The organism is Corynebacterium minutissimum, from assembly GCF_000805675.1.
In the GTDB taxonomy this organism is placed as follows: Bacteria; Actinomycetota; Actinomycetes; order Mycobacteriales; family Mycobacteriaceae; genus Corynebacterium; species Corynebacterium minutissimum.
Window position 1 is genome coordinate 1 of record NZ_JSEF01000008.1, and the last position, 26722, is coordinate 26722.

The window sequence follows — 26722 nt, forward strand, 5'->3', positions numbered from 1 at the left end:
ATCTTGCGGTGCCTAATCCACTCCGGACAACTACAGGACAAAATCAACGCACTCTAAAACCGGAAGGGCCGGTAAAAGGTTAATACGCCGAACGACGGCCCAGAACATGTCTGCTCGGAGCCGCCGTTCGGCGTAAAGGAAGGTCTATGAAGCGATCAAAGATTTAGGAGATGTTGACGCCGCGCTCTGCGAGCCACGGGATGGGGTCTACAGCGCCTTCGCCGGTGGGGTGAATTTCGAAGTGGAGGTGGGAGCCGGTGGAGAATCCCAGGGAACCCATGCCAGCAATCTTCTGGCCGGCGTGGACGCGCTCGCCCACAGCAACGTCGAGGGTCTGCATGTGGCCGTAGACGCTCATGGAGCCATCATCGTGCTTGATGCGAATCCACTGGCCAAAGCCGGAGGCCGGGCCGGAGTCGATAACGGTGCCGTCCATGACGGACAGGATGGGGGTGCCTACAGAGTTGGCGATGTCGATGCCAGAGTGGAAAGAACCCCAGCGCGAGCCGAAGCCGGAGGTGAAGACACCTTCTGTCGGGCGGGCAACGGACGGGGCACGGTTCGCTTCATCGGCGGCAGCGCGGGCATCAGCGGCCTGGATGGCCTTATCGAGCTGCGCTGCCAGATCGGAAACCGGCTTGGACTCAGCAATTGCGAGAATCTGCGGGGCAGCATCCTGGATGGAAGCCTGTGCGTCCTTCAACGGATCGGTATCTGCCTGCAAGGAGTAGTCGATGGCCTGAGTCTTGGTCTCCTCGGTTCTGGTCGACTGGATGGTGCCTGCGGCTGCACCACCTACGCCAGCGGTGGATACGGCACCAGCGGCGACGGTAACGACTGCAATGCGTCCCTTCGCGGTCTGCGAGGTGGTGATCTTGCGGTGGCGACCTGCGCTCCGCTGAGTCTTGCTTCGCATGAACTCTACTTCCGTCTTCATTCACTATCGTCCGTCCGGCTCAAACGTTACGTTCTCTGCCGGTTGGTTACCCGATTGTGACCTTCCTGTTACCAACGGAATGTAACAATAGCGTCTCAGGAAAGTTAGAGCAAGCCGGTTTGCGGTTTTTCTTGTTTATGTGCCGTAAATCCTAATAGTAGTGGTACTGGATATAATCTGTGTGAAGACTGTGGCGACCAAGCGGGGGTAGTGCAAGCGATTTTGCGTTTATCTTAGAGTTTAAATCTTAAGGCTAAAAATTTGCAGTCGCTGCTGGGGCTTTTTGTCCTACTTTTTCACCTACCAGCTGCTGCCAAGTAACCATTTGGCCCTAGCCTCGCCGCGCCACCCCCGGCGGGGGAGGGGAGCGTGGCAAAGTGGACGCCAATGAATAAGAACACGAGTCCCCAGTCACGGTCGGCCACGCGGCCGCGTACCCAGATGCGCGGACATGGCCAGGATAGTGAGCGAACCGAGCGCCCCACTCGCAGCGATCGCCGCGCGCCGGCGCAACGGATTAAGGGCGCAGAGTCCGCTAAGGCGAAAGCTCGCCGCGCCCAGGGGCCCACCACGATGCGGGAGCGTATCCGCCGCATGCTCATGGTGGTTGCCGTTCCCAATCTGGTGGTCGTGCTGGGCATCATCGTCGTGGTCATTGCCGCACTGTTGCTCACGAGCTCGCCCTCGGCGTGGTTTAACACCATCGTTGCGGAAGCCTGGATGGTTTTTAACCTCGCGCCCATTCGGGCGGGGGGAATTGACCTCGGTTTCTTGCCCGGGCTGCCCGCGGTGTTGCTGGCATGCCTGGTAGGCCGCCGTGTACGGGTAGCTATTAAAGACAAGGTCAGTATCAATGACCTCCTCGTGCTGACCGCCTGCGTCTTCGCGGTTCCTTTAGCGTTGACCTGCCTTGCGTGGCTGATGCTGTGGGATGCGGGCAAGGCCTACGACGTTTCCCCGCCGGCCCTCTACGTTGTGCTGCCCCGCATGCTGTTGCTCCATGTGGCTGCCCTCATTGGCGGTATGGGCACTCGCCTGTGGAAGGCTCTGGCCAAGCGCAGTGGGGTACCGCGCGTGCTTGTCGACGCCTCCCGGATCGGCCTCAGCTACCTCGGCTACCTCGCCATCGTGAGCTTGGTCCTCGTTCTCGTGTTATGGGCAGTGGGCTGGCAGCGCCAAGCAGAGATGCTGGCTGCCTATCCGGTCCTCGACGCGGTGGGTACGGCTGGACTGGTTTTGCTCAGCATTCTTTATCTACCCAACGCCGTTATTGCTGCCGCTTCTGTGCTGAGCGGCTCTGAGCTACACGTTGGACCGGAGACGAGTATCAGCTTATTCAGCGCTCATATGGTGCCGCTGCCGCCTCTGCCACTTGCCGCCGCGGTACCGCCGAGTATTAGCTCCTGGGCTGTTGCTCTCTTTGTGCTTCCCGCGGTTGCTGCCGGCGTGGCCTTCGCACGGCGCCGAGTGATCGTGAATTTTCAGGTGGCGTTGGTCGCTGCCGTCGTTGCCGCTATCGCTGCTTTCGCCGCTATCTACGGCACCTCTGGTGCTCTCGGCATCTACGGCTATACCGGCCCTGAACTGTGGACGGCCGTGGGGCTTATTTCCTTGTGGTGCCTCGTCGTCGGTGCTGGCTTCGCTGCCGCGAATGCACTCATGTCCTGGCGTACTCACCGTAGTAGCGAGGACGACGCCGAGGTTGCCACCACGGAACCGTCCTCTGCGAAGGACACTGAGCATACTGAGCACACTGAGCACGCAGGGGATGTAGAGGACGCGAAGAACACAGAGCAAACAGAAGACACTCGCCCCGCGAATGCCGTGCCGGTCTCAGCGCTGCTCGGCATCAACTCCGAAAGCCTAGAGGACGCATCCGAGAGTTCGGAGGACTCAGACGTTATTGACGCCGAGGTGGTCGATGCGGAAGCCGTCGATAAGGACGACGGGGAGCCCGAGGGGGACGTCGCCAAGCGCATGCCCGCAGACCCTGACCTTGATGAGGACCCCTCCCAGGGTTAAGCAATTGCTTGTTTGCTCCCCGCAGGCGCTAGGCTGGAGCGCGTGACTACACCGCATCAGCCCGCTGCTTCCGCCCGCCTCAAAGTCGTTGTTCTGGTCTCTGGAACCGGCTCTTTGCTGCAGGCCATCCTTGATGGTCAGGACGAGCACTTTGGCGTGGTGAAAGTTATCGCGGACGTGCCTTGTCAGGGCATCGAGCGCGCACAGGCAGCGGGAATCGCCACTGAAGTTGTGGAGATGGGTAAAGATCGCGCCGAATGGAATAGACGTCTGGTTGATGCAGTAGATGCTGCACAGCCAGACGTTGTTGTTTCTGCGGGCTTCATGAAAATCCTGGGTAAGGATTTTCTGGACCGCTTTGAAGGGCGCACCATCAATACTCACCCGGCGCTCCTGCCCGCTTTCAAAGGAGCACATGGCGTGCGTGATGCGCTGGCCTACGGTGCCAAGGTCACAGGCTCGACCGTCCACTTTGTTGATGCTGGCGTCGATACGGGCGCCATCATCGCCCAAGAACCCGTGCGCGTGCTGCCAGAAGATAACGAGGCCAGCCTGCACGAGCGCATCAAAGTGGTCGAGCGAGAACTCATTGTCACTGTCCTGCGTGCCATCCGCGTGCAGGACGCAGCACTGACTATTGAGCTTTAATTATCGCTGCAACAAACGCAAGGAAGGCTAAAGTCCACACACCATGAGCGAGGATCGTAAGAACATTAAACGCGCACTCATTAGCGTCTACGACAAGACCGGTTTGGAGGACCTAGCCCAGGCCCTCGACAAGGCCGGCGTGGAGATTGTTTCCACCGGTTCTACCGCGAAGAAGATCGCGGATCTGGGCATCGAGGTTACCCCGGTTGAAAAGCTCACCGGTTTCCCCGAGTGTCTGGAGGGCCGCGTGAAGACCCTGCACCCGCGCGTGCATGCCGGCATCCTGGCGGATACCCGCAAGGAAGACCACCTCAACCAGCTCTCCGAGCTCGAGGTTCAGCCTTTCCAGCTGGTCGTGGTGAATTTGTACCCCTTCCGTGAAACTGTGGCTTCCGGCGCTGACTTCGATGGCTGTGTGGAGCAGATCGATATCGGCGGCCCGTCCATGGTGCGCGCAGCCGCAAAGAACCACCCGTCTGTTGCTGTAGTTGTGGACCCGGCTCGCTACGGCGATGTAGCTAACGCTGTGGCCAATGGCGGCTTCACCTTGGAAGAGCGCCGTGGCCTTGCCCGCGATGCCTTCCTGCACACCGCCGATTACGACGCTGCTGTGTCCGCCTGGTTTGTGGACCAACTCAGCGACGGTGACACGACCACCCCGCTGCGCTACGGCGAGAACTCCCACCAAAAGGCCACCGTGACCCGCATTGGCACCACCGGTCTGGCCAACGCGAAGCAGTTCAACGGCAAGGAGATGAGCTACAACAACTACCAGGACGCCGACGCCGCCTGGCGTGCCGCCTGGGACCACGAGCGCCCCTGCGTGGCCATTATTAAGCACGCCAATCCGTGCGGCATCGCGGTGTCTGAGGAGTCGATTGCTGCTGCTCACCGCGCGGCCCATGCCTGCGACCCGATGTCCGCCTTTGGCGGCGTTATCGCAGTCAACCGCGAGGTCACCGTGGAGATGGCCGAGCAGGTCAAAGACATTTTCACCGAGGTCATCGTGGCGCCGTCCTATGAAGAAGGCGCTATCGAGGTTCTCAAGGCTAAGAAGAACCTGCGCGTGCTGCAGGCAGAGCACGAAGCACCGGAGGAGGAAGTTAAATTCATCTCCGGCGGCGTGCTCACCCAGGAACCGGATACCTACCAGGCCGAGGGCGATAACCCGGCCAACTGGACCTTGGCTGCTGGTGAGGCGCTCAACGAGTCCGACCTGGCACAGCTCGAGTTCGCTTGGCGCTCAGTTCGTGCGGTGAAGTCCAACGCCATCCTTCTGGCTAAGGACAATGCCACCGTGGGTGTGGGCATGGGCCAAGTCAACCGCGTGGACTCTGCCAAGCTGGCAGTCGAGCGCGCCAACACGCTGGCCGATGGCGCCAACCGCACCGAAGGTTCCTTCGCTGCCTCCGATGCCTTCTTCCCGTTTGCCGATGGCCTGGAGGTGCTTCTCGACGCCGGCGTGAAGGCCGTTGTTCAGCCGGGTGGTTCCATCCGCGACGAAGAGGTCATTGAGGCCGCTCAGAAGGCTGGCGTGACCATGTACTTCACCGGTACCCGCCACTTCTTCCACTAGAGTGTTGACGGTGGCGTCACTGCGCGTTTAGTGAGGCCACCGCAAAGCCAGTATTTTCGGCGGGGTTTCCGTCTTTATCCTTGTAGGTAAAAGTAAACCGCAACTCCTGATGCTCGCCGACGTGGATGGGCATTTCCAAGGCCTCATCCGCGGGGACATCGAAGGTTGCGAGTTCAGTGCCGTCGCTCCCGGTGACGGTAACACTGGCGGTGGCGACGTCCGTGTTGTCGCGGTCATCGATAAAACCAAAGACCGCATTGAGCTGGCTTTGGCCTTGAGCCAGATGGATATCGGCGATATTGGTGCTGCCCCCGCGGGAGACATAGGAATCCGGGAACAGCGTACGAGCAATGACTGCGTCCTCCTCAGTGAGGTCGGTTGAGATGCCGTCGTGCGCGCCAATCGGGTTTCCCGCTAGCACGGCGGTTGTTGTCGGATCTGCAGATGCACCTGCTTGCTCGCTTCCTGAGGAGTCACGTCCCCAGATAAACCAGGCGCCTACTCCCAATGCAATGGCGAGGACCACCAGAATCGCGATGAGCGCTGCTATCGCGCCACTAAACTTTCCTTTGCCCTTCGGGGAAGGCGGGGCAGAGTACTGCGGTGCTTGTGGGGGCTGCGGCTGCTGTGAGAGTTGTGGCTGCTGTGCTTGGCCCGGGTAGTGGGATTGCCCTGGCGGTGGAGTAGGCGCGCCACCAAAGACCGGCTGGGCGTTCGCACCACCTCCACCTGCAGGGGAGCCTGGATGAGAGCCCTGATACGCCCCCGGTGTGTGCGGGCGGCTGCCGAACGGCGGCGGAGCACCAAAGCCTCCGGGCGTGCCGGGGTTACTGGTGCCACCACCTGGCTGACCAAAGCCGGGGCGGGGAGTACCAAATCCGGAGTTAGACCCGGAGCGTCCTGGTGGCGTGCTTGAAGGTCCAGGAGAAAAAGTCATGGGTTCGTGAAAGCCTTTCCGCAAGCGAGGGAAGTGTCTTTAAACAACTTAAACCGTATCGCGCACGATGCGCGGGAGTCTCGGCAGATTCGAGGGATACTCCCCGTGGGGTTGGGGCTGGGCTAGAAGATAAATCACTATAGTCAGGGCAACACTGTGCAAAGATGGAAGACACCGTATATGCGGTAGCGATAGGCGCTACAGACACTGTAGAAACGGAGGCTCCGGTGACTGACTCAGAACACAACCACGGCTTCGGTGCGCCCCGGCCGCAGGGACACGGCGGTCAACTGAACCAGAACCGCAAGGACACGCACCCAGAAACCGTGGACTTTGAATCCCCGCTGTCACAAGAGCGCCAATACTCCAATCCCTTCGCCGCGCCAGCTGATCAACAGCCCACCCAACACTTTTCTGCCCCGCAGGTACAGCCAGGACAGCCGAGCCAGCAGGGTCAGCAAGGCCACCAGGGGCAGCCGAGCCAGCAGAACCAGCAGGGCTGGGCAGGGCACCAAAGTCAGCAGGATCAGTGGGGCAACCAACAGCAACCGGCTGGCGGTTACAACGCCGCGTACCCGCAGCAGGCCGCGGCCCACTCCGGCTCCTCTAACGGCGGAAAAATCATTCTCATCGTCGTCCTTATCCTGGCCGTGTTGCTCGTCATTGCTGCGCTGGCCTACCTCTTCTTCTTTAAAAACTCCGCGACCGGCAATCAGGCCCAACCGCCGCTGACCACCGAGGCACAAGTCTCTGAGGAGACCGCTGGCGGCGAAGAAGAGGCAACCTCTGCCGCAGAGACAACGACCTCCGAGGAAGAGACCACCAGCGCGGAACCGGAAAAGCGCCCTGAACACCCAGCGCTTCCCGACGGCGCACAGCCGGTCAACGATGCTGCACGTAATAACGAACCCGGCGGCGATTTCAATAATGTCTACCGCGGCTCCACGGTGACGACCGAACCGTTCGCCAACATCGTGCGCGATGAGTACGTCAAGCACTACGTGGATACAAAGGAGCTTAACGCGACTATCGACGCCTACAGTCCCATCACCAAGCAGACCTACAGGATGGACTGCTCCGACAACGGTAAGTTCGTCACCTGCAAGGGTGGCAATAACGCGATTGTGTACATCGTCTAATGCGCCGCATCCACAACCTCCACACCGCCGCGCTCGCCACAGCGACCGCCCTGTCGGTCGCGCTGCTGAGCGCCTGCACTATTGGTGATGTCTCCGGAATCGACGAGGCCGAAACTGCTCCCCAGGGCGCTGAAGAGGAATCAGCGCCTCAGCCCACGCTACCTGAATCCACCCCCGTACCCGCACCCGTCACCACGGAGGACCTGCCCGTGATTGAGGCCACCGACCCGCAAGAAGCCCTCGACGCTATCGCTGCGGACAATCCCGGAACAGGCATCGCCGTAGCGGGCGGCGGAACAATCTTCGCGGCTGGCATGACGGATCCCGTTGCCGCCTGGTCAACCGCGAAGGTTCCCCTCGCCATCGCCGCTGAACGCGCCGGGGTGGCGGAAGACAGCACTGTTAGTCAGGCAGTTACGTACTCCGATAATGCCGCTGCTGACTCGTTGTGGGAAGCCCTGGGCGGCGGACAGGAAGCAGCGCAGGCCACACAAGAGGTCATCGGTGCAACCTCAGTGCCAGCTACCCCGCCGCGCCCAGGGTTTAGCGCCTTTGGTCAAACGCAGTGGTCGGTAACGCAGCAAGCAGAGTTCGTGGCATCCCTTGGCTGCATGGACGGCGCAGAGCCAGTCCTCGCCGCAATGGGCCAGCCCGATCCCGCCCAGAACTACGGTCTAGGCACCTTGGAGGGCGCGGTCAAGAAAGGCGGCTGGGGCCCTGCCGAAGATGGATCCTATGAAGCGCGTCAGATGGGCCTTGTGACCCTCGGCGGCCACACCGTTGCCGTGGCCATTTACGCCAGCGCAGACTCCGGGGACTACGGCGATGCCCAACTGATGCTCACGCGCCTCGCCGCCCAGCTTGAGTCGGCAGAGGTCGAGTGGCCGGCAGCTGGATGCCAGCAGGGAGCAGTGTAGCCACACCGCTGCTAGGCCCCTTGGCAACGGTTGGATTTACTTTGGCCAGTAGACGTCGAAGTCACCGGCCTTGCCATCAATGTCGTAGTGCTCGCCACGGATGGTGAGCACCGAGCCGGTATCGGCACCACTCGTGGGATCGAGAATCGCCACGCTAAAGTCCGTACCTTCGCCCTTGGCTGGGCCAAAGGCAGCGCCGCTAGACCAGATGCCGCGGTAAAAAAGAGAATCCTTGCTTTCGCAGATAACAATATGCGAATCATCATCTGCGCTGGCAGCAGCAAAGACCATCTCTTCGCCTTGCTGGCAGCGTGCCTCGGGGACATCAGACCACCCAGCAGCAGTGAGTCCAGGCGGCACGTCGGCGGTATCAGCGGATTCCTGCGGCGCATCCTCGGAAGCGCTAGCTTTCCCACTTACATCATCTTCCGAGGTATCGGCGTCGGACTCGGTTTCTGACTCCATCGTCATGGGAGCAGCGTCGGAGGATTGCCCATTCGTCGGCACTTCTTGGCTGGTGGAGCGCACGTCATTCCAAATGATCAAGCCAGAGATTGTCAGCGCGATGAGGATGGCGATGGCACAGATAATTGGCACGTTGTTGCGCTGCTCAGAGGGATCCGAAGCAGGGAGCGCAGAAGCCGGGCTGGGGCTAGGGCGCTCGGAAAAAGAGTTGTTGCCAAATCCTGGGGTGGTCATAGGGTCCTTGGAAAGACGATTGAGAACAACAGAAATCATAATCGTTGTGTACGAACCGCCATTATCCGAGGGGGAGTACCCTCCATTCGGGGGAGACGCGACACGGCAACATCATGAGACCTAATGCATATGGTGCAATGGTGCGGTGACTAGTTCCTATTTCGTTGAGTGGCTTACCCAGCATAAGCGCTACACCACGGTGTACCTGCTGGGTGAAGGCGGCATGGGCCAAGTCTTTCACGCGACGGATCCAGACCTCTCCCGTGAGCTTGCGGTTAAGGTGCTGCTGGACGACGTCCGGGATGAAGCCTCCCGCGCTCGTTTCCACAACGAGATGAAGGCACTTACCCGCATCGGTAGCCACCCTGGCGTGGTGCAGTTCTATTCCAAAGAATCAACCCCGCGTGGCGACGACGTCATGGTCATGGCGTTTATTGACGGTGGAACACTAGCGCATGCAATCAAGGATCGCGCTCGAACTGGCCGTGGATTCACAGTGAAGGAAGTCGTGTATTTCCTCAGGCCGATTGCCTCAGCCTTGGACTATATGCATCATGAGCTGCATCCAGGATGGGTACATCGCGATGTTAAGCCCGCGAATATCCTGCTCCGGAAGAATCCCGGCAGCCTTCCGCCGGCTGTCCTGTCAGATTTTGGCATCAGCATCGAGGAAGGGCAGTCACGCCTGACCAAGATCGGCCACATCGTGGGCACAGAGAAATACTTAGCGCCAGAGAATAAAGGTCACGCCTACGGTGATGATGATTTGTCGGCGCGTGCTGATGATTACTCTTTGGCGCTCATCGCCTTCGAAATGCTCACGCTCCATCACCTCAAGGACACGATGCCACGCAGCGAGTGGCGTGGTGAGCGCCGCCTTCCGGAGCTATCGAGTGCGGCTTTCTCGGATGTCCTCGCGCCCGACACCGCTGCAGTGGCTAGCCAGGTACAAGATGTGCTGAGCAAGGCTCTCGATAGTGTTCCGATGCAGCGCTACTCCACGGCAGAGGAGTTCATCCAAGCATTGGAGAAGATATCCAACTCTTCTTCGTTTGCCGCGCCGCAGAAATCGCCCACAGCCCCGCAGTCACCACGCTCGGAGCACACAGCGCATACGACCCCCACACAGAAGTGGCCAGAGCCCCCGCGTCCCACCGAGAATATGCAGCCTACTGGGTTCGTGGCACCCTCGAACCCCATTTCCTCAACAGCGCATGTGCGGCCATCAACTCCTGTGACCCCGCCAACGCCCATACCCCCACAGCAGTCAGGGGTGCCCTCGGCGCTGAGCGCGCCGCCGAAAAAAGATAACGGCAACGCCCTAATCATCACCGCGACCGTCGTGGTCATCATCCTCATTTTCCTGGTGACCTGGGCAATCGTGGCATAACCCGAAGGTAGCCTGGAAGCCGGACAGAAATTCCCGCTACACTAAAGGACAATTTTTGCGGCACAACTTTTGGCGTTGTGCCCGGAGTGTTCTTCAACGGAGGTGACTATGAACACGCAACAGACACCCCAGCCGCAGCAGGCGGCGCGGGGCCCAAGGCTGCGTATCGATGACCTGATCGGCGGCGTGAGGATTGTCGCGCCAGGAGAAGAAGTTATCGTCGGCCGTGCCGGTGATTTCCGCGTGGGCGAGGGGGACCTTACCCTTCACCGCCACCTCTTCCAGCTGTGGTACGGCGGGCAGGGATGGATGATCAGCAACATTGGTAGCCACATCCCGTTGCGCATTGAACTACGTGGAGTGAAGGGATTCTCCCGTATCGACTTGGGGCCGCGATCGGTGGCTGCGGTTCCGCCAGGACCTTCCCGCATCACGTTTGAAACTCCGGAATGCCCCTACGAGCTGTACATCGATGTCGAGAACAGCAATGTTGCGCGGCGCACGAGGCGCGAGCAGGAGCTGGAGGAAGAGCGCACCCGGACCCGGCATGTGCCCAATGATGAGCAGGAAGAACTGTTGCGTCAGCTTGCTAGCTATCTGAAAAAGCCAGGTTCGTCGGATGCCGATATTCCGTCGGTACGCGAGATCGCCGATGCCCTCGAATGGACGGAAAAGAAGACGAATCACAAGATGGATCGCCTCGTTGACAGCCTGAAAGCTGATGGCGAGAAAGTCTATAAACCCTATAAGACGTTCTTGGCGCACTACGCCATCCGCCACGGACGCTAAAAGCGGCCTAAGACCGTTGGGGGTTTAGGCCGCTGGGAAAGGGCTCAGGACGTTGGGGCCGCGCTAGCGCGTGGCCTTCTTGCGGTCCGCGGCGGCAGCGGCGGCCGAGGAGATGGAGTCGTTGCGGTTTTTGAGCAGCTCCAGAGTCGTTGCCTCTGCATTGTCCGGGGGAGTGGTGCCGAGGACGGCCAAGGCGGCGTCGGCAAGCATGGCGGATTGCTCCGGCACGCGCTGCGCGGCATCAAACGGGGCGGTGCCATCGTTGGGGCGCATCTCAATGACTGACAGTGCGATATGGAAGGGCAGCTCGATGCGCGGGTCATCCGTGCCCACAAGGCCCGCAGCGGCGGAACGGAAATGTTCCTTCAGGCGGTCTCGCTGTACGTGGTACTCACCAAACTCGGGGGAATTAGCCACCGGCAGCTGGTAGAGACGGCCTACATTCCATGCAGAGGTCAGCAGCAGACGGGACTCTGCCGCAACGAGGGACCACAGGCGCTGCGCTGGCGCCGCATCGGAGGCGGCGAGCTCCTCTGCGAGCTCAAGAGAAGGCTCAATAGTGGAGTTCAGCAGAGTAAGGAAAATATCCGTCTTCGACGGGAAGTGATAGTACAACGAAGCCTGACGGATACCCACGGCATCGGCAATCTGGTGCGTGGAAGTCGTGGCGAAACCCTGTGTCGTGAACAGCTCGGATGAGGCGTCGAGGATTTCTTCGCGCGCGGTGTTGCCCCGGCGGCGCGGGCTATTCTTACGCGGCCTGCCAACGGTACCTGCCATCAGGCGGACTCCCTTCGGTGAGCGTCACTCAATAATTATTTTCAGCTTAACCATCGTACTCCCTAGAGCGGGAAGCGTTGAATTCGCTACCCAGCTATACTGCCTACCACCCTACCGTGCCGTGCCACGATAGATTCCACAGTTGCAGAAACTGTTCGGCACGCAGAACCATAGGCGGTGCGATCCAGCGGGGGAAGGTCACCAAGGGCGACGCTGTGCTTGTCGACGCCCTCGTACCAGCGCCCCAACTCCAGCGCCATGCCCGTGCCCCACGCCAAGCTCAGGCCTTCGGCCTCACTGGCGGTGAGCAGTTCGCGCTCGACACCAATAGCCAAACGGTCCGGTGTCGGGCGCGGAGCGGGGGCGGCCCAGCGCGCAATAGCTGACACCGGAGCTAGCAACGTGGCACGGATGGCGACGTCTGCGGTGCGGTCAGGCAACCCATCAACGAGGGTAAGCGGGGCGGGACGCTTCGCCAAGGCGTCGGCGTACAGTTCTTCTTCACCACCATGGCCCACGGGTAGTCCGGCATCGGCGCGGGCGGGCGTGGTTTCCGCCACCGCAGAACATCTTAGGCCGGCGTCAGAAATGACACTTTCGAGTTGCTCATCCTCACCGAGCCACGTGATGCGCATGGAAGGAAGCAGGTCACCGCGAGCAGCTGGCCCGGTCAGTCGCACTGGGCTGGACAGGCCCGGAGACCGCACGAGATCGGTCACAATGCGGGAAAACCAGGCTGCGAGTTCGAGGCTATCGGCGCGGTGCGCTGTGGCATTGCGCAGGAGATCCTGTGCCTCTTCCAGAAGGCCGCGGGCATGCGCGGGGGAGTGGCAGTGGGCAGCTAGCTCGCTCAGATCAGTCAACGACTCGTGCAGCGACATGAGGTTCAAAGCCCTTTCGGTCAGGGTGATTCTTGTTCTTCAATGTAGCAGTACGAGAGGCACGAGCAGCGCGGTGGGTGCCCAGAGCTGACTGGGGGTGGCGGTGGCAACGAAAAGAAGGCGAAAAGGGGAGGGAAAACGACAATCGCCGCCTCAGCTCCTCAAAATGAGGAACGAGGCGGCGATTGAGAAGCTCTTTTGTCCTGTCCTAGTGAGTCACGAGTACAGCGGCAAAAGTGCGCTGTTGAAACCAGCTAGTGTTTAGCGGGACGTGAACGGCAGGAGAGCCATTTCGCGTGCGTTCTTGACGGCAGTAGCAACCTGACGCTGCTGCTGCGGGGTCAGACCGGTGACGCGACGGGAGCGGATCTTGCCACGATCGGAGATGAACAGACGCAGGGTCTTGATCTCCTTGTAGTCAACCTGCTCGATGCCTTCGGCCTTGAGCGGGTTCTTCTTCGGGCGGCGGGTCTGCTCCATACGGAACTTCTTGTGGTTATTACGCTTGACAGCCATTGTGTGGTTACCCCTTTACCAGCTGGACTTGCGAACGCCCGGCAGCTCACCACGGTGAGCCATGCCGCGCATACGGACACGGGACAGACCGAACTTACGGAGGTAACCGCGCGGACGTCCATCAGCGGAGTCGCGGTTACGGACGCGGACGCGGGCGGCGTCGCGCGGCTGACGGTTCAGCTCGAACTGCGCCTCGAGGCGCTCGTCGTCCGGGGTGTTCGGGTTCTTGATGATTGCCTTGAGCTCAGCGCGACGCTCCGCGTAGCGGGCGACGATTTCCTTGCGCTGCTCGTTCTTGGCGATCTTAGACTTCTTAGCCATAGATTATCGCTCCTCGCGGAATTCGACGTGCTTGCGGACAATCGGATCGAACTTCTTGAGCGTGATGCGATCCGGGTTGTTGCGCTTGTTCTTGCGGGTCACGTAGGTGTAGCCGGTGCCCGCGGTGGACTTCAGTTTGATGATTGGACGGATATCATTACGTGCCATCGTTAAATCTTCTCCCCACGTGCGCGAATCTTGGCCACGACGGACTCAATGCCGTCACGGTCGATGATCTTCATGCCCTTGGTGGAAACATTCAAGGTGATGGTACGGCCCTCGGAGGGCAGGTAGTACCGACGACGCTGCACGTTGGGGTTCCAACGGCGCGAGGTGCGGCGGTGCGAGTGCGAGACCTGCTTGCCGAATTCCGGCTTGCGGCCCGTTACCTGGCAAATAGCCGACATGGGTCTTCTTTCTCCTAGCCGCCCACATCGAAAGCGACTAACGGAGTGCCTAATCCGCGGTGAGGCGCGGCGCTCTAAAAAGTGAGGTTGAGCAGGAGGCATAATTCCGTTGAACACCAGTTGATGAGGGCGTAAAACGATTACTTTGACAACAGCAAGGGGAAATCTTACATGCCGGGCAGCTCAGAACCTAATCGCTGATCTGTGAGCCAGAGGTGCGCTCTGGGATAAATGGAGGCAGCACGCCATTATAAAGGTAGGGGAGTGATGCCGCTTGGCGCCGATTTAGGTTTTCGGGCCGGTGGCCTGTAGGATATTCCGAGTTGTCGGCGCGAGCCGCACAGTTTGTAAGAATTGAGACCCAACTCGGGCACGATCCTTACGCGCACAGTTAATCTTTGCCAGTGCAGCACTACGCAGCGATACGCATAGTGTGCGGGCGAATTTCATATTGTGCGGAGAGAGGGAACCGACCCGTAGTTCAACCCTGAGGGAATCGACATATGAAGAAAGATATCCACCCGGATTACCACCCGGTGGTCTTCAAGGACGCCGGTACCGGCCACTCCTTCCTGACCAAATCCACCGCTACCTCCGACCGCACCGTTGAGTGGGAAGACGGCAACGAGTACCCGCTCATCGTCGTTGACGTGACCGCTGAGTCTCACCCGTTCTGGACCGGTGCACAGCGCGTTATGGATACCGCTGGTCGTGTTGAGAAGTTCAACCAGCGCTTCGGCGCAATGGCTCGCCGTAAGAAGAAGAACGCGTAAGGAGGATAGGAAAAGATGGCAACTCCTAAGTTTAAGAAGTCCCGCGCGAATACCCACTCTCGCCGTTCCCAGTGGAAGGCTGACAACGTCGCCCTCCAGGAAGTCACCATCGACGGCCAGACCGTGCGCATCCCGCGTCGTCTGGTGAAGGCTGCCAAGCTCGGCCTCATCGACGTCGAGCAGTTCTAAGGTATTAAGCCTGCTGCGTGACTAGCATCCCCGAATCATTCATTCATCTTGAGTGAATGGTTCGGGGATTTTTGCTTCTTTTACTCGCCTTTCCTCTCCTGTCAGCGGTGTTAACATCCGTGCAATGTCCGTGCAACGCATGAGGTTGGTGACTTTTCCCTTAAGGGGGGGATTTAAGGGGGCGAAAAAATTCTCTTCGCTTCGTGAAAATGCCCTTCATAAGTCATAATTGGCTATATGAAGATTCTAGTCGTGGATGATGAGCAAGCCGTACGCGAATCGCTTCGCCGATCCCTGAAGTTCAATGGCTACGATGTAGCGTTGGCTGCTGATGGTGTGCAGGCTGTCGAGGCAGTGCACCGTGATAACCCTGAATTGCTCATCCTCGACGTCATGATGCCAAACATGGACGGCCTTGAGGTCTGCCGCACCCTGCGTAGTGAAGGGTGGGATCGCCCTATCCTCGTGCTGACTGCTCGTGATGGCGTGTCTGACCGTGTTGCTGGCCTTGACGCGGGCGCTGACGATTACCTGCCCAAGCCCTTCGCGCTGGAGGAGCTTCTTGCTCGCGTGCGTTCCCTGGTCCGCCGTGCGGCAGCTGACTCCATTGGGTCCAAGCAGCCGGCCGAGACTCAGCTGAGCTTCGAGGACCTTAAGCTCGATGCTGATACCCGTGAGGTAACCCGCGGCGATCGTCAGATTTCTCTGACCCGTACGGAGTTCGCTCTGCTGCACCTGTTGATGGAGAATCCGCGCAAGGTGCTGTCCCGCAACACCATCCTCGAAGAGGTGTGGGGCTACGATTTCCCGACGTCAGGCAATGCGCTGGAAGTCTACATTGGCTACCTGCGTAAGAAGACCGAGGAAGATGGCGAACCCCGACTCATCCATACCGTGCGTGGCGTGGGCTACGTCATGAGGGAGGCCACCGCGTGATTCTCCGAAGGCCCGCGCCTCCTGCGGTGCCTTCTGAAGCTTCATCGGCTACCACTGAGGTAGCCATGACACCCCGCCGACGCGGGTGGGCTTCACGGGCGCCACTGCGATGGCGCCTTTCTCTCGTTACCGGTGTCGTAGTAGCCGTCTCTGTGGCGGTCACGACGTTGGTGACGTACTGGTTGGTGGCAGTGTCGATGACCGCCAGTGTGGATAAGCACATGTCTCAGCAGGCAGACGTGTTGATCCGTCAGGCCCAAGACCCGAGCTTTGTTGACAACATCGACCGAGAGATCGCGTCGTTCAAGTTCTATAACCCAGACACCCGGGTGTCTATCTCCCCGGCGTCGGAAACCTTTGCCTATGGCGATGCGCTCCCGATTGGCGGCGATTTCAAGCGTGACGGTGACACCACGGAAACCTCCATCCGCACGGTTAGTGGCGAGCGCGTCTTGGCCAGGATTCATGATGGCGGGGCCACAGTGGTGTTGGCGCAAGACTTAACGCCTACCGAAGAGTTGATCTCTGCGGTTGGCTCCGCCTTGCTCGTGATTGTGGCCTTCGGCGTATTGTTGGCTATTTTTGCAGGCATGGTGGTGTCGAAGACGGGCATGCAGCCGATTGCACGCCTCAAGCGCGCCGTGGATTACGTCACCCAGACCAACGACCTGCGCCCGATTGAAGTTGTGAGTAACGATGAGATGGCGCAGCTGACGGTGTCCTTCAACCGAATGCTGAGTGCCCTCCAACACGCGCGTGTACAGCAGTCTCAGTTCGTCGCGGATGCCGGCCATGAGTTGAAGACCCCGCTGACCTCGATGCGTACCAATATCGAGTTGCTCATGATGCTGAACAAGTCTGGTGACGGCTTCGGCATTAGCGAAGAGGATCGCCGTGACCTTGAAGAAGACGTGATGGCGCAGATGTCAGAGCTTTCCACGCTTATTGGTGATCTTGTGGACCTTGCCCGCGAGGATGCGACGGAGAAGGAGCCAGAACCAGTCGAGCTTCATGAGGTTCTGGAACACTCCCTCAACCGTGCTCGCCGTCGCCGCCCAGACGTTGACTTCCGTGTGCGTTTTATCCCGTGGGGGCTTGACGGTGACCCCTTCGCGTTGGGTCGCGCCACGCTCAACCTTATGGACAACGCTGCCAAATGGTCGCCGCCTACCGGCACGGTGCGTGTATCCATGCGCCAGGTGGAAGAGGATAAGGTGTGTCTGCGCGTCGACGACTCTGGTCCGGGTATTGCTCCGGAGGAGCGCGAGAAGGTCTTTGAGCGCTTCTATCGCTCCGCGGAGGCTCGTTCGATGCCGGGTTCCGGTTTGGGCTTGGCCATCGTCAAGGCCGTTGTTGAGCGCCACAATGGCGACATCACCATCAAGGAATCCGCTGATGGCGGTACACGTATGGAGGTCATTTTGCCCGGCTATCCGGTCGAGGGGGATGCCATGGTGGATGGTCTCGAAGAGCAGCCCAATGAATTTCAGACAGAGAACCCTGCTGACCGTGGTCAGATCTTCGCGGAGCGCTGGTTCAACCAAGGCTAGTTTGGGTGTTCCACCCCAGTTCAGCACACACAGGAAACGTTCAGTATCTCGTAGCAGAATAGCAGTGCTGCTACAGATCCACGCCAGCACAATAGGGCACACTAGATGGCATGAACATGAGGAACTCAAACATGGATAACTCGCAGGACCCCCGACACACTCCCGCGGGAAGCGAGTCTACTGGTTGGAACCAGCCCCGCACTGACGCTCACGGCGCACAGGGCTCCAACGGTTTTGGCAACCGTCCCAGCGACGGTCACCACATGAATCAAGCCCCGTACAGCGGCCAAACCTCCGCCCACAACCAGGGGCAGCACAATGGCGCCGCCTATGGCTTCGGCGGACAGCGTCCCCACAACCAGCAGCCCTACGCGGGCCGTGGATTCGATGCTCCTCAGGCAGCCCCTCAGAACCAGCAAACATTCGGGGGCCAGCAAGCATCCGGGAACCAGCAGACACCCGGCGTGCGCGTTGTGCCGAATGAGCAGAGCGATAAATCCAAGCGCAAAGTGGGATTGGGCACTGCACTAGCGATGATGCTCGTGGGCGCAGTAGCAATCGGAGGCGTCACTGGCACAGTCGTAGGAGCGATGGGCAATAATGGCGACTCTACCTCGACCGTCAACGAGGTCCTGCAAAATCAGCCAGTGGCCAACAGTACCGGCAAGGAACCTGCAGCAGGTTCAGTAGAGGACGTCGCGTCAAAGGTGCTGCCGGCGGTGGTGTCCATCTTCAGCATCACCCGTTCCGGCGGTGCGGAAGGTTCCGGGTCCATCATCTCCCCTGATGGCTACGTTCTAACCAACCACCATGTGGTGGCCGGTGCTGACGAGGGTGGTCGTCTTGAGGTCACGATGAATGATGGTTCGCACCATACCGCGACTTTTGTGGCGTCGGATGCCACGACGGACGTTGCCGTTATCAAGATCGATGATGCCAAGGATCTTCCCTTCCTGCAGTTTGGTGACTCTGACTCGGCAGCTGTGGGGCAGGAAGTCGTGGCCGTGGGCTCCCCACTAGGACTCAATGCAACGGTGACATCCGGCATCGTCTCGGCAAAGAATCGTCCGGTGCGCGCCTCCCAGGAGGGCGGTGAATCATCGCTTATCGACGCTATCCAGACCGACGCCGCGGTCAACCCCGGCAACTCAGGTGGTCCTTTGGTGGACATGGAAGGCAACATCATCGGTATGAATTCGATGATTGCTTCATTGTCGGGCGGTACGGGTTCAGAAGGCGGGTCAATCGGCCTGGGCTTTGCCATCCCCTCTAACTTTGCTAAGCGCATGGCTGATGAGCTCATCAACAACGGCAAGGTAAAGCACCCCACCTTGGGCGTGAAGGTACGCGCACAAAGCGATGTCTATGGCGCCGAAATTGTTGACGTTGACCCCGATAGTCCGGCGGATAAGGCGGGGCTGAAGGCTGGCGATATTGTCACTCGTGTCGATGACCGCCTCATTGAGAGCTCTGATTCGCTCATCGCGGCTACCCGCTCCCAAGAATTTGGTGCAACCGTCACTCTCGAGGTGACGAGCCGAGATAGCGAAGATTCGCGACAGGTAGAGGTAACGCTAGCGAGCGAGTAAGTTTACAAATAACCACGCGGCCTAGGAGCCACTTTGCTTCTAGGCCGCGCAGCGACCGCCAGACGCACGACACTGAGATGACAATGGGCCTTCGGACTTAAGGAGACACCGCCTTGGCAGAGAAAACCGACACCACAGACTTGCTGGGACGCGACGCTTCACACGAGCTGGATGACGTCAACGAGCCCGATGATGCGTTCCTTTTCGCCAGCGAAAAGGAACAGAGCGTGCAGGCACCGCGCCGTGCGCTAGTCGTCATCGTGACAGATCACCCGGATGACACCGCACAGGATACTTCCCGCCTAGCAGGTGAGCTGCTGGCAGAAGCAGACTTCACCGTTGATGGCGCGGTGATTGTTCGCTCGAAGAAATCCAAGATTCGCCAGGCCATTGAGACTGGCGTTGTCGGTGGCGTGGATCTTGTTCTCACGATTGGCGGTACCGGTGTAGGCCCGCGCGATAAGACTCCGGAGGCGACCCGTGCGGTGCTGGACCAGATGGTCCCCGGTGTTGCTCAGGCACTGCGTTCCTCCGGCCAGGCCTGCGGAGCAGTGGATGCGTGCACGTCCCGCGGTATCTCCGGCGTGTCTGGCTCCACCGTGATTGTGAATGTGGCTTCCTCTCGCGCCGCTGTGCGCGACGGCATGGCCACGCTCACCCCGCTGGTGCACTACCTCGTTGACCAGCTCCAGAAGTCAAGCGTCTAATGACAGATTCTGAACAGCGCCCTGCGCGCCGTCGCCGCCGCGCGCAGCGCCCGTCCACTGCGGAGAATTATGACCGCAGTTTTGATGCTCCCAGCGTAGACGCTCGAAGCACCGAGCATGCAGGGGGAGAAGATGAGCTACGCAGCGTCTCCTTTGACGAGGCTGCAGCTGTGGGCGGCGATGACGAGCCCACCGGTGAAGCTTTTTACCGCGAAAATATGCCACCTCACTTCGGCTCGACGCAGTAGGGGAGTAGAGGGGCAGAGAAGCAAACAGGACAAGAGGCACAAGAGCCACATGCCTCTTCATGGGAAGCCGAAGGCTGCCCCAGAAAACGAAAGAAGGTCAGCCCTTTCTCCGCGAAAGGGCTGACCCTACAACAAGCTCGAACGCTTGTGAACAGCCGAACCTACTTGGTCGTCGTGTTGGTGGTGCCACCGTTCTCAGCAGCAAGCAGGTCGCGGATCTCGCTCAGCAGCTGCTCGGTAGTCGGGGCAGCTTCCTCCGGGTCCACACCCTGGCGGCGCTTAGCGCGCTCGGTCAGAGCGTTCATCGGAGCGACGATGCCGAAGTAGACCACAGCGGCGATGATGAGGAAGTTGATGGCGGCGGTAATCACTGCACCGAAGTCGAGGAAGGTATCCGGGTTGTCAGTGATAGCGAAGCCGAGGCCACCCATGTCCGCAGAACCGAAAGAGTTGATGAGCGGCTGGATGAGGTGATCCGTCACGGCGGTGACAATGGCGGTGAAGGCAGAACCGATGATGACTGCTACGGCAAGTTCGATGACGTTGCCGCGCATGATGAAATCTTTAAAGCCCTTGAGCATAGGAATGTCCTTATCTGCAATAACCTCGCGGCTTACTGCGGCGCATCGAACGCAGGACGATCGGTGCGGCAGTAGGAAAATTCTAGGGAAAGAAGCGAGGCTGAGTGAAAAACTACTGTGATGAGAGGCCACGTGGCGGCGCGGTGCCGTCAGCAGCGTCTGCGCTGTTGGGCTGTAGCGCCTAGGGTGGACAGAGATACCGTAGTTCGTTTGTGGTGATACCGGCAAGATGTAGAGACAGGGTTGCGCCCAAACGAGCTAAGTATCACAGCTGTGGTCAGCTGTGTGCCCGGTCGCCCACAATGACGACTGTAAGCGGCTGGGCTAGGGAGGCTGCCGCGACAGCTTCGGCGGCATCTGCCGGGAGCGCAACGAGCAACGTGCGTCCCCGCGCGCCGTCATCAGTTGTGCCGACGGAGATTACACGCGCACCGCTAGCGATAGTTGAACCATGTACGGCAGAGAACTCGACATCTAGTGTTTCTGCCTCACCTGTGCTGCTGCCGCCAACGATGTTGACCGTATCGCCATGGTGCAGATTGGAAGCTATTTCGGGTTCAGCCAATGTGAGTGGAATGAGATGGGCATCTTCCATGCCGAAGTCTGCGATGAGGTCTGAGCTCAGCAGGCGCGTCGTCGTGAGGATTTCTCCTGGGCTGGCAGACGCCAAGAGCACTCGACCCACCACGTCATCTGGGTTGCTGCCCACAGCGGTGGCAGGAAGCAGGGAGGAAGGGACGCGAGCTAGGGAGACATCATCGTGTGTGAGCTTCTCACCTGCGCTGACCTCTCGAGCCATGACAACGGTATGGGGTTGCTCACGTGTCGAGGCCACAGCGCTGAGACCAGCGGCCGCGAGCAAAACGCAGGCCAGCACGCGGCGCAGGAGAACGCTGCGCCGGTGCCCCGGTGTGCGTAGAAGCTGGAGAAAGTCCATGCCTTCTTAGACTGGGCGTAGGTTCAGTCGGTTCCCAGAGTGCTATTCCCAGAGCGCTATAACCAACGCATTTCGCGCTCGGTAAGAATGCCATCCACAGGGCGATCGTGCTCTTCATAAGGCACCTCGCGAACTTCTGTGGAGTGCACGAGCGCGACAACTGGCGGGTGCCCGGTGGGAAGTGGGCTGAGAGCGCGGTCGTAGTAGCCGGCACCTTTGCCGAGCCGCATGCCGGAAGGGCTCACAGCCATGGCTGGTGCCAGGATGAGATCCACCGTAGCCAGAATCGCACTCGAGTGACGCTCGCCCTGAGGCTCTGCAATGCCTAGCGCGCCGGGGCGCATGGCTTCTGGGCCGTCGTACCGCGTCCACAGCAATTGGCCCTGTGGAGCGGAAATGGGCAGATACACCTCTGCACAGGCAGCCTTGATAGTGTCCACAAACGCTGAACCGCCGGGCTCTGTTCCCAATGGGTAGTAAGCCGCCACAGTCATGTCGGGAGTCAACAGGGAACGTACTCCTCTACACCAGGCTTGATTATTCTCATCGCGCTGCTCGGCACTACGTGTGCGTCGGGCGTGGAGAAGCTGAGCTCTGAGAGCATCCTTAGCGGAAGTTGTCATGGATATAAATCATAGAATGGTCGCGTAGCGCAGCGCAGTGACACGGAGGGCGCATTGTAAACTGGAATCTATGGCTATTGCACATGAGGATTCCCCGACAGGGATCGCCACGGTTGTTGTCCCCGCTGCCGGCATGGGCACCCGCTTTCTGCCCGCCACCAAAACTGTGCCGAAGGAGCTGCTCCCCGTCGTTGATACGCCGGGTATTGAGCTAATCGCGGAGGAAGCCGCGTCCGTCGGCGCCCAGCGCCTGGCTGTTATTACCGCACCGAACAAACAGGAAGTGATGCGTCACTTCGAGGAGTTCCCTGAACTCGTCGATACCCTTGATGCTCGCGGTAAAGATGAGCAGGTAGGAAAGGTCAAGCGCGCTGCCCAACTTATCCACCCCATTTCCGTTCCCCAGGAAAAGCCTCTGGGATTGGGACATGCGGTGGGTCTGGCTGAATCCGTTTTGGATGACGACGAGGAGTACTTCGCCGTCATGTTGCCGGATGACATTGTTCTGCCTGCCACCGTCATGGGGGAAATGGCGCGGGTACGCGCTGCACTCGGTGGCAGTGTGCTGTGCGCTTTCGAGGTCTCCCGGGAGGAGACTTTTAACTACGGCGTCTTTGACGTGGAAGATACCAATGTCCCGGGCGTTAAGAAGGTTGTCGGCATGGTGGAAAAGCCCGACCCGGAGGACGCGCCGTCTAATCTCGTGGCAACTGGCCGCTACCTGCTCGACCGTAAGATCTTTGACGCTTTGCGTCGCATTAAGCCCGGTAAGGGCGGCGAATTGCAGCTCACGGATGCCATCGAATTGCTTATTACCGAGGGCCACCCGGTTCATGTCGTTGTACACCAAGGTAAGCGCCATGACTTGGGTAACCCGGGTGGCTATATCCCAGCTAACGTTGATTTTGGTCTGCGTGATGAGAAGTACGGTCCGGCGCTGTACAAGGCGATTAAGCAGATCATGGATGAGTACGAGGCAGAGAACGGCCTGAAGGGTTAGCTTCTGCGCATTAAGATCTAGTCCATCCCTGAAGAGCCCACAGCAAAGGTAGGCGGTTTATGCGTTCGGTCGATGACCAGATGGCATTCATTCTTGATGCAGCGGTGACCCCGGAACCGGTGCGCATCGCTATCGCGAATGCTCTGGGCCTCAAGTGTGCCGAGGAGGTGCAGGCCAACCAGCCATTGCCGGGATTTCCGCAGGCCGCGATTGATGGCTACGCGGTCCGGGCTGTCGACGTTGGTGGCGAAAGGGCGCTCAAGGCCCGCTCGCGGCAGTCCGAAGAGGACACCGATGGTGCTGCCGCGGAGCCGGAAATCGAGCGCTCCCTTCCGGTCGTTGGTGAGGTGCCTGCAGGTTCTCGCCAGCCGCTACGCTTGCAGCCCAAGCAGGCGGTTCGTGTCTATACGGGTGCACCGTTGCCGACGCTCGCTGACGCCGTTCTTCCACTCGAATGGTCTGATCGCGGACGCAAGCGCGTCACCTCGCACCGACCAGTGCGTTCGGGTGATTTCGTGCGCCGTGTGGGCGATGATATCCAGCCGGGTGATGTCGCTGTGTCTTCCGGAACCATCCTGGGACCAGCACAGATTGGATTGCTCGCCGCAGTGGGACGATCCAAGGTTCTGGCCTATCCGCGCCCGCGCGTGACCATCGTGTCCTACGGTAAAGAACTTGTTGACATTGATCGCGAACCTGGCCTTGGACAGGTCTTTGACGTCAACTCCTATTCCTTGGCCGCGGCCGCGAAGGAGGCAGGTGCTGACGTGCAGCGCGTGGGTATCGCGGCAGGCGAACCGCGCCGCGTGCGCGAAGCCCTAGAGACGTATTTGGCGCGCAGCGAAGTCCTGGTGATTTCAGGATCCGTGGGTGGCGCCGGCGCGGAGGAGATCCGTGAGGTCCTTGATGAGCTTGGTGATGTCGATACCTCACGCGTGGCAATGCACCCAGGCTCAGTTCAGGGCTTTGGGCTCTTGGGTGAAGAGCGCATTCCGACCTTCCTGTTACCATCGAACCCGGTTTCGACTCTCGTCATCTTTGAGGTCTTTGTTCGCCCACTCATCAAGCTGTCACTGGGCAAACGCTCTGGTCAGCGCCGCGTGGTACGAGCACGCGTACTTAACCATGTGGAATCCCGCCCAGGCCGTCGTGGGTTTATTCGTGCACGCCTCATGCGCGATGCAGAAACGTCCGACTACCTAGTGGAAGGTCTTGGCGGCGCCTCGGGTGCACCGGCTCACTTGCTTGCCGGCTTGTCCGAGGCCAACGCCATGATTCGTATTCCCGAGGACGTGACGGAGATTCGCCCTGGCGATGTCGTTGACGTCATGTTCTTAACCCAACGCAGCTAAGGCCATGCTCGATCCTTTTGGAACCGCCGCTGGGCGGCTGTCGAGCCCTGCCAGCGGTGCGGTCAATCCTGACCACCCCGGCTGGCCGGAGGCCACACCTTCGCTAAAAGTGCGGGGTACCTCGGCTTTCCCGCAGGGGCTGAACGTTCGGCTGCGCCCACTGCTGCGCAGTGACGGAAGCGCCTGGCGCCAGCAACGGATCGAGGACTGTGATTTTCTCAAGCCCGTTGAACCTACGCTTCCGACCGATTGGGTTTCCGCGCATTCTCAGTCCGCTTGGTGGAACCATTTGATGTTCTTGCGTGAATCGGCGCGTTCAGGAACAGTCGTTCCCCTCGTCATTGAGGTTGAAGGGCAGTTTCGTGGTCAGCTGACCTTAGGCAATATTCAGCACGGCGGGGTGAGTGAATGTTGGATTGGTTATTGGGTCCACTCGGGCGTGCACCGCGCCGGCATCGCGACCGCTGCCTGTGCACTGGGGGTGGATCATGCCTTTTACCGCGTTGGCTTGCACCGCGTCACCGCGACGTACCTTCCAGAAAATCCTGCCTCTGGCAAAGTGCTGCACAATAATGGCTTTCGGGATGAAGGTTTCCTGCGCCGCAATCTCCATATCGATGGAGCGTGGCGTGATCATCACTTCTTGGCGCTTAACCGGGAGGACTTTGCGTCCAGCGCAGTGGAACGCCTACAGGCAGTCGGCCGAGTTGTCTAAAGCTTAACTACCTCTGCTTTCACATAAGTCACAACCTTGTAATTTTGCGGTCGACAATGCCCGAAGTGAGCCCATAGGAGGCTAGAGTGGGGGCCTAGTTGTACTCCCTTTTCGTCGACCCTGGAAAGTGGGACCCTTCCTCATGATGACCACTGTGCCTATCATCCTCGTCATTGTGGTGTGGCTTTTCATCCTCGCGCCCTGGCTGCTGCGCTCCCAGCGCCCCATGAGCCACACTGGTGAGGCATTTGAAGAGACCCGTGTGCTTTTTGAGGGTGACTCCGGTTCGGTACCTGGGCGCCGCAAGCCCCGACTCAGCAAGGACGATGTGCGCCCGAGCAGCTACAGTGCGGCCGACGACGCAGACGCTGATTACGAGCTGGTGGTTGCGGATGATCCCGCTGCGGATCATTCCCGCTCCGCGGATTCTTCTCACGGGGAGTCGAATGATGCTGATGCTGTTGCCGCGACTATCGACGGCGAAGTTGTCGAAGCAGCCTCTGAGTCTGACACAGAGTCTGTGGACGACATCGACAGCACTGCTGGCGTGGATGTTGCGGAGAACGCTCAGGCGGTGCCTGCTAACGCTGCGCAGGCTGACACGAAAGCCGATGATGGAGATGAGGACGATGACGACGATGTCATCGTGGATGAAGAGCGTATAGAAGACGCAGAGGGCGCCGAGGACGACGCTGATCGCGTTGATGCTTCTGAGGCTGAGGTCTTCACGGTTCCAGCTAATGCATCCGTGGCTGAGGATGCGTATGAGCACGATGAAACCTACACCTCACCGGTAGACCTTCTGTACCCAGGAGCTATCGATGGGGAGGACGCTGCAGACGAGGCCGACGGCATCAACGCAGCAGCCGATTCTGACAGCGCTGTGGAGGCCGGGGAATCGGACGCCGACGAGTCTGGCGTTGCCCTACCCGTGAGCGAAACCATCGCGGCGGACTCGGACGCTGACGAGCAGGCGGCTAATGACTCCGATACTGAACTCTCCGCGGAAGAGCTTGCTTTCGCGCAACGCCGACTCGGCCGCGGCGGCTGGGATCCTGTCAAGGAGAAGGAAGCCTCGGCAACTCGTTATCAGCGCCGTCAGCGCACGCTCATTGGCTTGGCCATCGCCGTGGTAGCCACTGTGTGCCTCGGCATTGTGGTAGGTGGATGGACGTGGTGGTTCGCCGGCATTACTGGTGCGATCACCATTATCTACTTGGTGGCCTTGCGCTCCCAGGTGCGCCGCGAGCAGGAGCTGCTGCGTCGCCGTGTTTACCACTTGCGCCGCGCACGCCTTGGCGTGCGGAACGCGGACAACCCCGCTGAGTCCCTGCCGCCGAACCTTCGCCGACCGGGCGCACTCGTCTTGGAAATCGACGATGAAAGCCCCGATTTCGACTACCTGCCGGTCTATGACGAGGACGATAGCGATGGCGGTTTTGACGGACCCCACAGCTCACCACGTCAACGTCGTGATGACCTCGCTGCGCGCCGCGTAGGTTAACTCCTAAGGACTAGCCGGCTCTTAATCCTCTATCCCGTCTGGTGCCTCAGGTGACTCGG

30 protein-coding genes are annotated in these 26722 nt (G+C 59.8%); 18 read left to right on the forward strand and 12 right to left on the reverse strand.

From position 1 onward, the window contains the following. Positions 1–163 precede the first annotated feature (163 nt). The gene (locus NX84_RS05045; RefSeq protein WP_039674670.1) at positions 164–916 is read right to left on the reverse strand and encodes a M23 family metallopeptidase; all 753 of its coding nucleotides are present in this window, start codon (positions 914–916) and stop codon (positions 164–166) included. A gap of 408 nt (positions 917–1324) precedes the next feature. Between NX84_RS05045 and NX84_RS05050 the strand changes: the two genes are divergently transcribed. The 3 genes from NX84_RS05050 to purH are packed head-to-tail and all read left to right on the forward strand — an operon-like array spanning position 1325 to position 5183. Further along, positions 1325–2959 (forward strand): cell division protein PerM, encoded by a 1635-nt coding sequence (locus NX84_RS05050; protein WP_126297601.1) that lies wholly within the window; start codon positions 1325–1327, stop codon positions 2957–2959. A 42-nt stretch (positions 2960–3001) separates the two neighbouring features. Then, positions 3002–3607 (forward strand): phosphoribosylglycinamide formyltransferase, encoded by a 606-nt coding sequence (gene purN / locus NX84_RS05055; protein WP_039674495.1) that lies wholly within the window; start codon positions 3002–3004, stop codon positions 3605–3607. 43 nt (positions 3608–3650) lie between these two features. Further along, positions 3651–5183, forward strand: a complete 1533-nt coding sequence (purH, locus tag NX84_RS05060; RefSeq protein ID WP_039674497.1) for a bifunctional phosphoribosylaminoimidazolecarboxamide formyltransferase/IMP cyclohydrolase — start codon at positions 3651–3653, stop codon at positions 5181–5183. Between the two features lie 16 nt (positions 5184–5199). Here the strand turns inward: purH and NX84_RS05065 are convergent, their stop codons facing one another. After that, entirely contained in the window at positions 5200–6120 is a 921-nt protein-coding gene (locus NX84_RS05065) for a flagellar basal body-associated FliL family protein (RefSeq protein WP_039674499.1), read from the reverse strand. Positions 6121–6347: 227 nt separating this feature from the next. Here NX84_RS05065 and NX84_RS05070 point away from each other — a divergent pair, with 227 nt between their 5' ends. Beyond that, positions 6348–7259 (forward strand): hypothetical protein, encoded by a 912-nt coding sequence (locus NX84_RS05070; RefSeq protein WP_039674501.1) that lies wholly within the window; start codon positions 6348–6350, stop codon positions 7257–7259. Beyond that, positions 7259–8176 (forward strand): serine hydrolase, encoded by a 918-nt coding sequence (locus tag NX84_RS05075; protein ID WP_039674503.1) that lies wholly within the window; start codon positions 7259–7261, stop codon positions 8174–8176. Before NX84_RS05070 ends, NX84_RS05075 begins: the two co-directional genes overlap by 1 nt. Positions 8177–8212: 36 nt before the next feature. Here the strand turns inward: NX84_RS05075 and NX84_RS05080 are convergent, their stop codons facing one another. Further along, entirely contained in the window at positions 8213–8914 is a 702-nt protein-coding gene (locus NX84_RS05080; RefSeq protein ID WP_231913697.1) for a hypothetical protein, read from the reverse strand. Positions 8915–9020: 106 nt separating this feature from the next. Here NX84_RS05080 and NX84_RS05085 point away from each other — a divergent pair, with 106 nt between their 5' ends. Then, positions 9021–10265, forward strand: a complete 1245-nt coding sequence (locus tag NX84_RS05085; protein ID WP_039674508.1) for a serine/threonine-protein kinase — start codon at positions 9021–9023, stop codon at positions 10263–10265. Positions 10266–10373: 108 nt separating this feature from the next. Further along, complete coding sequence (locus NX84_RS05090) at positions 10374–11054, forward strand: hypothetical protein (protein ID WP_052319677.1); 681 nt, start codon at positions 10374–10376, stop codon at positions 11052–11054. Between the two features lie 63 nt (positions 11055–11117). Here the strand turns inward: NX84_RS05090 and NX84_RS05095 are convergent, their stop codons facing one another. The 6 genes from NX84_RS05095 to rpmB all read right to left on the reverse strand — a co-directional run bounded on the left by NX84_RS05095 (position 11118) and on the right by rpmB (position 13959). Continuing rightward, positions 11118–11834: a TetR/AcrR family transcriptional regulator gene (locus NX84_RS05095; RefSeq protein ID WP_039674512.1), complete on the reverse strand. Its 717-nt coding sequence runs from the start codon at positions 11832–11834 to the stop codon at positions 11118–11120. Positions 11835–11920: 86 nt separating this feature from the next. Next, on the reverse strand, positions 11921–12715 hold the full coding sequence (locus tag NX84_RS05100) for a hypothetical protein (protein ID WP_039674514.1): 795 nt from the start codon (positions 12713–12715) through the stop codon (positions 11921–11923). Positions 12716–12976: 261 nt separating this feature from the next. After that, positions 12977–13231, reverse strand: a complete 255-nt coding sequence (rpsR, locus tag NX84_RS05105; RefSeq protein WP_039674516.1) for a 30S ribosomal protein S18 — start codon at positions 13229–13231, stop codon at positions 12977–12979. Positions 13232–13246: 15 nt separating this feature from the next. After that, positions 13247–13552, reverse strand: coding sequence for a 30S ribosomal protein S14 (gene rpsN, locus NX84_RS05110; protein WP_039674518.1), 306 nt, complete (start codon positions 13550–13552; stop codon positions 13247–13249). Positions 13553–13555: 3 nt separating this feature from the next. Then, positions 13556–13720: a 50S ribosomal protein L33 gene (gene rpmG, locus NX84_RS05115; protein ID WP_010187624.1), complete on the reverse strand. Its 165-nt coding sequence runs from the start codon at positions 13718–13720 to the stop codon at positions 13556–13558. Between the two features lie 2 nt (positions 13721–13722). Next, on the reverse strand, positions 13723–13959 hold the full coding sequence (rpmB, locus tag NX84_RS05120) for a 50S ribosomal protein L28 (protein ID WP_005279911.1): 237 nt from the start codon (positions 13957–13959) through the stop codon (positions 13723–13725). A gap of 503 nt (positions 13960–14462) precedes the next feature. Between rpmB and NX84_RS05125 the strand changes: the two genes are divergently transcribed. The 7 genes from NX84_RS05125 to NX84_RS05155 all read left to right on the forward strand — a co-directional run bounded on the left by NX84_RS05125 (position 14463) and on the right by NX84_RS05155 (position 19951). Further along, positions 14463–14732: a type B 50S ribosomal protein L31 gene (locus tag NX84_RS05125; protein WP_005530151.1), complete on the forward strand. Its 270-nt coding sequence runs from the start codon at positions 14463–14465 to the stop codon at positions 14730–14732. Between the two features lie 15 nt (positions 14733–14747). Next, positions 14748–14921 (forward strand): 50S ribosomal protein L32, encoded by a 174-nt coding sequence (gene rpmF / locus NX84_RS05130; protein WP_039674524.1) that lies wholly within the window; start codon positions 14748–14750, stop codon positions 14919–14921. A 237-nt stretch (positions 14922–15158) separates the two neighbouring features. Beyond that, positions 15159–15857, forward strand: coding sequence for a response regulator transcription factor (locus NX84_RS05135; protein WP_039674526.1), 699 nt, complete (start codon positions 15159–15161; stop codon positions 15855–15857). Beyond that, positions 15854–17407, forward strand: a complete 1554-nt coding sequence (locus NX84_RS05140; RefSeq protein ID WP_039674528.1) for a HAMP domain-containing sensor histidine kinase — start codon at positions 15854–15856, stop codon at positions 17405–17407. The genes NX84_RS05135 and NX84_RS05140 overlap by 4 nt, the downstream gene beginning before the upstream one ends. Positions 17408–17517: 110 nt before the next feature. Next, on the forward strand, positions 17518–18996 hold the full coding sequence (locus tag NX84_RS05145) for a S1C family serine protease (protein WP_039674529.1): 1479 nt from the start codon (positions 17518–17520) through the stop codon (positions 18994–18996). 113 nt (positions 18997–19109) lie between these two features. After that, entirely contained in the window at positions 19110–19703 is a 594-nt protein-coding gene (locus NX84_RS05150; RefSeq protein WP_039674531.1) for a MogA/MoaB family molybdenum cofactor biosynthesis protein, read from the forward strand. Next, positions 19703–19951 (forward strand): hypothetical protein, encoded by a 249-nt coding sequence (locus NX84_RS05155; RefSeq protein ID WP_039674534.1) that lies wholly within the window; start codon positions 19703–19705, stop codon positions 19949–19951. Before NX84_RS05150 ends, NX84_RS05155 begins: the two co-directional genes overlap by 1 nt. 161 nt (positions 19952–20112) lie before the next feature. Here NX84_RS05155 and mscL read toward each other — a convergent pair whose 3' ends face one another. The 3 genes from mscL to NX84_RS05170 form a co-directional block, all read right to left on the reverse strand. Beyond that, entirely contained in the window at positions 20113–20532 is a 420-nt protein-coding gene (gene mscL / locus NX84_RS05160) for a large conductance mechanosensitive channel protein MscL (RefSeq protein ID WP_039674536.1), read from the reverse strand. Positions 20533–20809: 277 nt separating this feature from the next. Continuing rightward, positions 20810–21469, reverse strand: coding sequence for an SAF domain-containing protein (locus NX84_RS05165; RefSeq protein WP_039674539.1), 660 nt, complete (start codon positions 21467–21469; stop codon positions 20810–20812). A gap of 56 nt (positions 21470–21525) precedes the next feature. Beyond that, the gene (locus NX84_RS05170) at positions 21526–22092 is read right to left on the reverse strand and encodes a 5-formyltetrahydrofolate cyclo-ligase (RefSeq protein WP_039674541.1); all 567 of its coding nucleotides are present in this window, start codon (positions 22090–22092) and stop codon (positions 21526–21528) included. A 70-nt stretch (positions 22093–22162) separates the two neighbouring features. Between NX84_RS05170 and NX84_RS05175 the strand changes: the two genes are divergently transcribed. The 4 genes from NX84_RS05175 (at position 22163) to sepX (ending at position 26663) form a co-directional block, all read left to right on the forward strand. Next, positions 22163–23092, forward strand: coding sequence for a UTP--glucose-1-phosphate uridylyltransferase (locus NX84_RS05175; protein WP_039674543.1), 930 nt, complete (start codon positions 22163–22165; stop codon positions 23090–23092). Between the two features lie 59 nt (positions 23093–23151). Beyond that, positions 23152–24444: a molybdotransferase-like divisome protein Glp gene (glp, locus tag NX84_RS05180; RefSeq protein WP_039674545.1), complete on the forward strand. Its 1293-nt coding sequence runs from the start codon at positions 23152–23154 to the stop codon at positions 24442–24444. Between the two features lie 4 nt (positions 24445–24448). Next, a complete protein-coding gene (locus tag NX84_RS05185; RefSeq protein ID WP_039674547.1) occupies positions 24449–25159 on the forward strand; it encodes a GNAT family N-acetyltransferase in 711 nt (236 codons plus the stop codon). A 142-nt stretch (positions 25160–25301) separates the two neighbouring features. Beyond that, on the forward strand, positions 25302–26663 hold the full coding sequence (gene sepX, locus NX84_RS05190) for a divisome protein SepX/GlpR (RefSeq protein WP_039674549.1): 1362 nt from the start codon (positions 25302–25304) through the stop codon (positions 26661–26663). Positions 26664–26722: the final 59 nt, after the last annotated feature.

Bases quoted from the DNA above. Each gene is read 5' to 3' on its own strand.
- NX84_RS05045 (WP_039674670.1), bottom strand. From the start codon at position 916: ATGCGAAGCAAGACTCAGCGGAGCGCAGGTCGCCACCGCAAGATCACC.
- NX84_RS05050 (WP_126297601.1), top strand. From the start codon at position 1,325: ATGAATAAGAACACGAGTCCCCAGTCACGGTCGGCCACGCGGCCGCGT.
- purH (WP_039674497.1), top strand. From the start codon at position 3,651: ATGAGCGAGGATCGTAAGAACATTAAACGCGCACTCATTAGCGTCTAC.
- NX84_RS05065 (WP_039674499.1), bottom strand. From the start codon at position 6,120: ATGACTTTTTCTCCTGGACCTTCAAGCACGCCACCAGGACGCTCCGGG.
- NX84_RS05075 (WP_039674503.1), top strand. From the start codon at position 7,259: ATGCGCCGCATCCACAACCTCCACACCGCCGCGCTCGCCACAGCGACC.
- NX84_RS05080 (WP_231913697.1), bottom strand. From the start codon at position 8,914: ATGATTTCTGTTGTTCTCAATCGTCTTTCCAAGGACCCTATGACCACC.
- NX84_RS05090 (WP_052319677.1), top strand. From the start codon at position 10,374: ATGAACACGCAACAGACACCCCAGCCGCAGCAGGCGGCGCGGGGCCCA.
- NX84_RS05095 (WP_039674512.1), bottom strand. From the start codon at position 11,834: ATGGCAGGTACCGTTGGCAGGCCGCGTAAGAATAGCCCGCGCCGCCGG.
- NX84_RS05100 (WP_039674514.1), bottom strand. From the start codon at position 12,715: ATGTCGCTGCACGAGTCGTTGACTGATCTGAGCGAGCTAGCTGCCCAC.
- rpsR (WP_039674516.1), bottom strand. From the start codon at position 13,231: ATGGCTGTCAAGCGTAATAACCACAAGAAGTTCCGTATGGAGCAGACC.
- rpsN (WP_039674518.1), bottom strand. From the start codon at position 13,552: ATGGCTAAGAAGTCTAAGATCGCCAAGAACGAGCAGCGCAAGGAAATC.
- rpmG (WP_010187624.1), bottom strand. From the start codon at position 13,720: ATGGCACGTAATGATATCCGTCCAATCATCAAACTGAAGTCCACCGCG.
- rpmB (WP_005279911.1), bottom strand. From the start codon at position 13,959: ATGTCGGCTATTTGCCAGGTAACGGGCCGCAAGCCGGAATTCGGCAAG.
- NX84_RS05125 (WP_005530151.1), top strand. From the start codon at position 14,463: ATGAAGAAAGATATCCACCCGGATTACCACCCGGTGGTCTTCAAGGAC.
- rpmF (WP_039674524.1), top strand. From the start codon at position 14,748: ATGGCAACTCCTAAGTTTAAGAAGTCCCGCGCGAATACCCACTCTCGC.
- NX84_RS05135 (WP_039674526.1), top strand. From the start codon at position 15,159: ATGAAGATTCTAGTCGTGGATGATGAGCAAGCCGTACGCGAATCGCTT.
- NX84_RS05145 (WP_039674529.1), top strand. From the start codon at position 17,518: ATGAACATGAGGAACTCAAACATGGATAACTCGCAGGACCCCCGACAC.
- NX84_RS05155 (WP_039674534.1), top strand. From the start codon at position 19,703: ATGACAGATTCTGAACAGCGCCCTGCGCGCCGTCGCCGCCGCGCGCAG.
- mscL (WP_039674536.1), bottom strand. From the start codon at position 20,532: ATGCTCAAGGGCTTTAAAGATTTCATCATGCGCGGCAACGTCATCGAA.
- NX84_RS05165 (WP_039674539.1), bottom strand. From the start codon at position 21,469: ATGGACTTTCTCCAGCTTCTACGCACACCGGGGCACCGGCGCAGCGTT.
- NX84_RS05170 (WP_039674541.1), bottom strand. From the start codon at position 22,092: ATGACAACTTCCGCTAAGGATGCTCTCAGAGCTCAGCTTCTCCACGCC.
- NX84_RS05175 (WP_039674543.1), top strand. From the start codon at position 22,163: ATGGCTATTGCACATGAGGATTCCCCGACAGGGATCGCCACGGTTGTT.
- glp (WP_039674545.1), top strand. From the start codon at position 23,152: ATGCGTTCGGTCGATGACCAGATGGCATTCATTCTTGATGCAGCGGTG.
- NX84_RS05185 (WP_039674547.1), top strand. From the start codon at position 24,449: ATGCTCGATCCTTTTGGAACCGCCGCTGGGCGGCTGTCGAGCCCTGCC.
- sepX (WP_039674549.1), top strand. From the start codon at position 25,302: ATGATGACCACTGTGCCTATCATCCTCGTCATTGTGGTGTGGCTTTTC.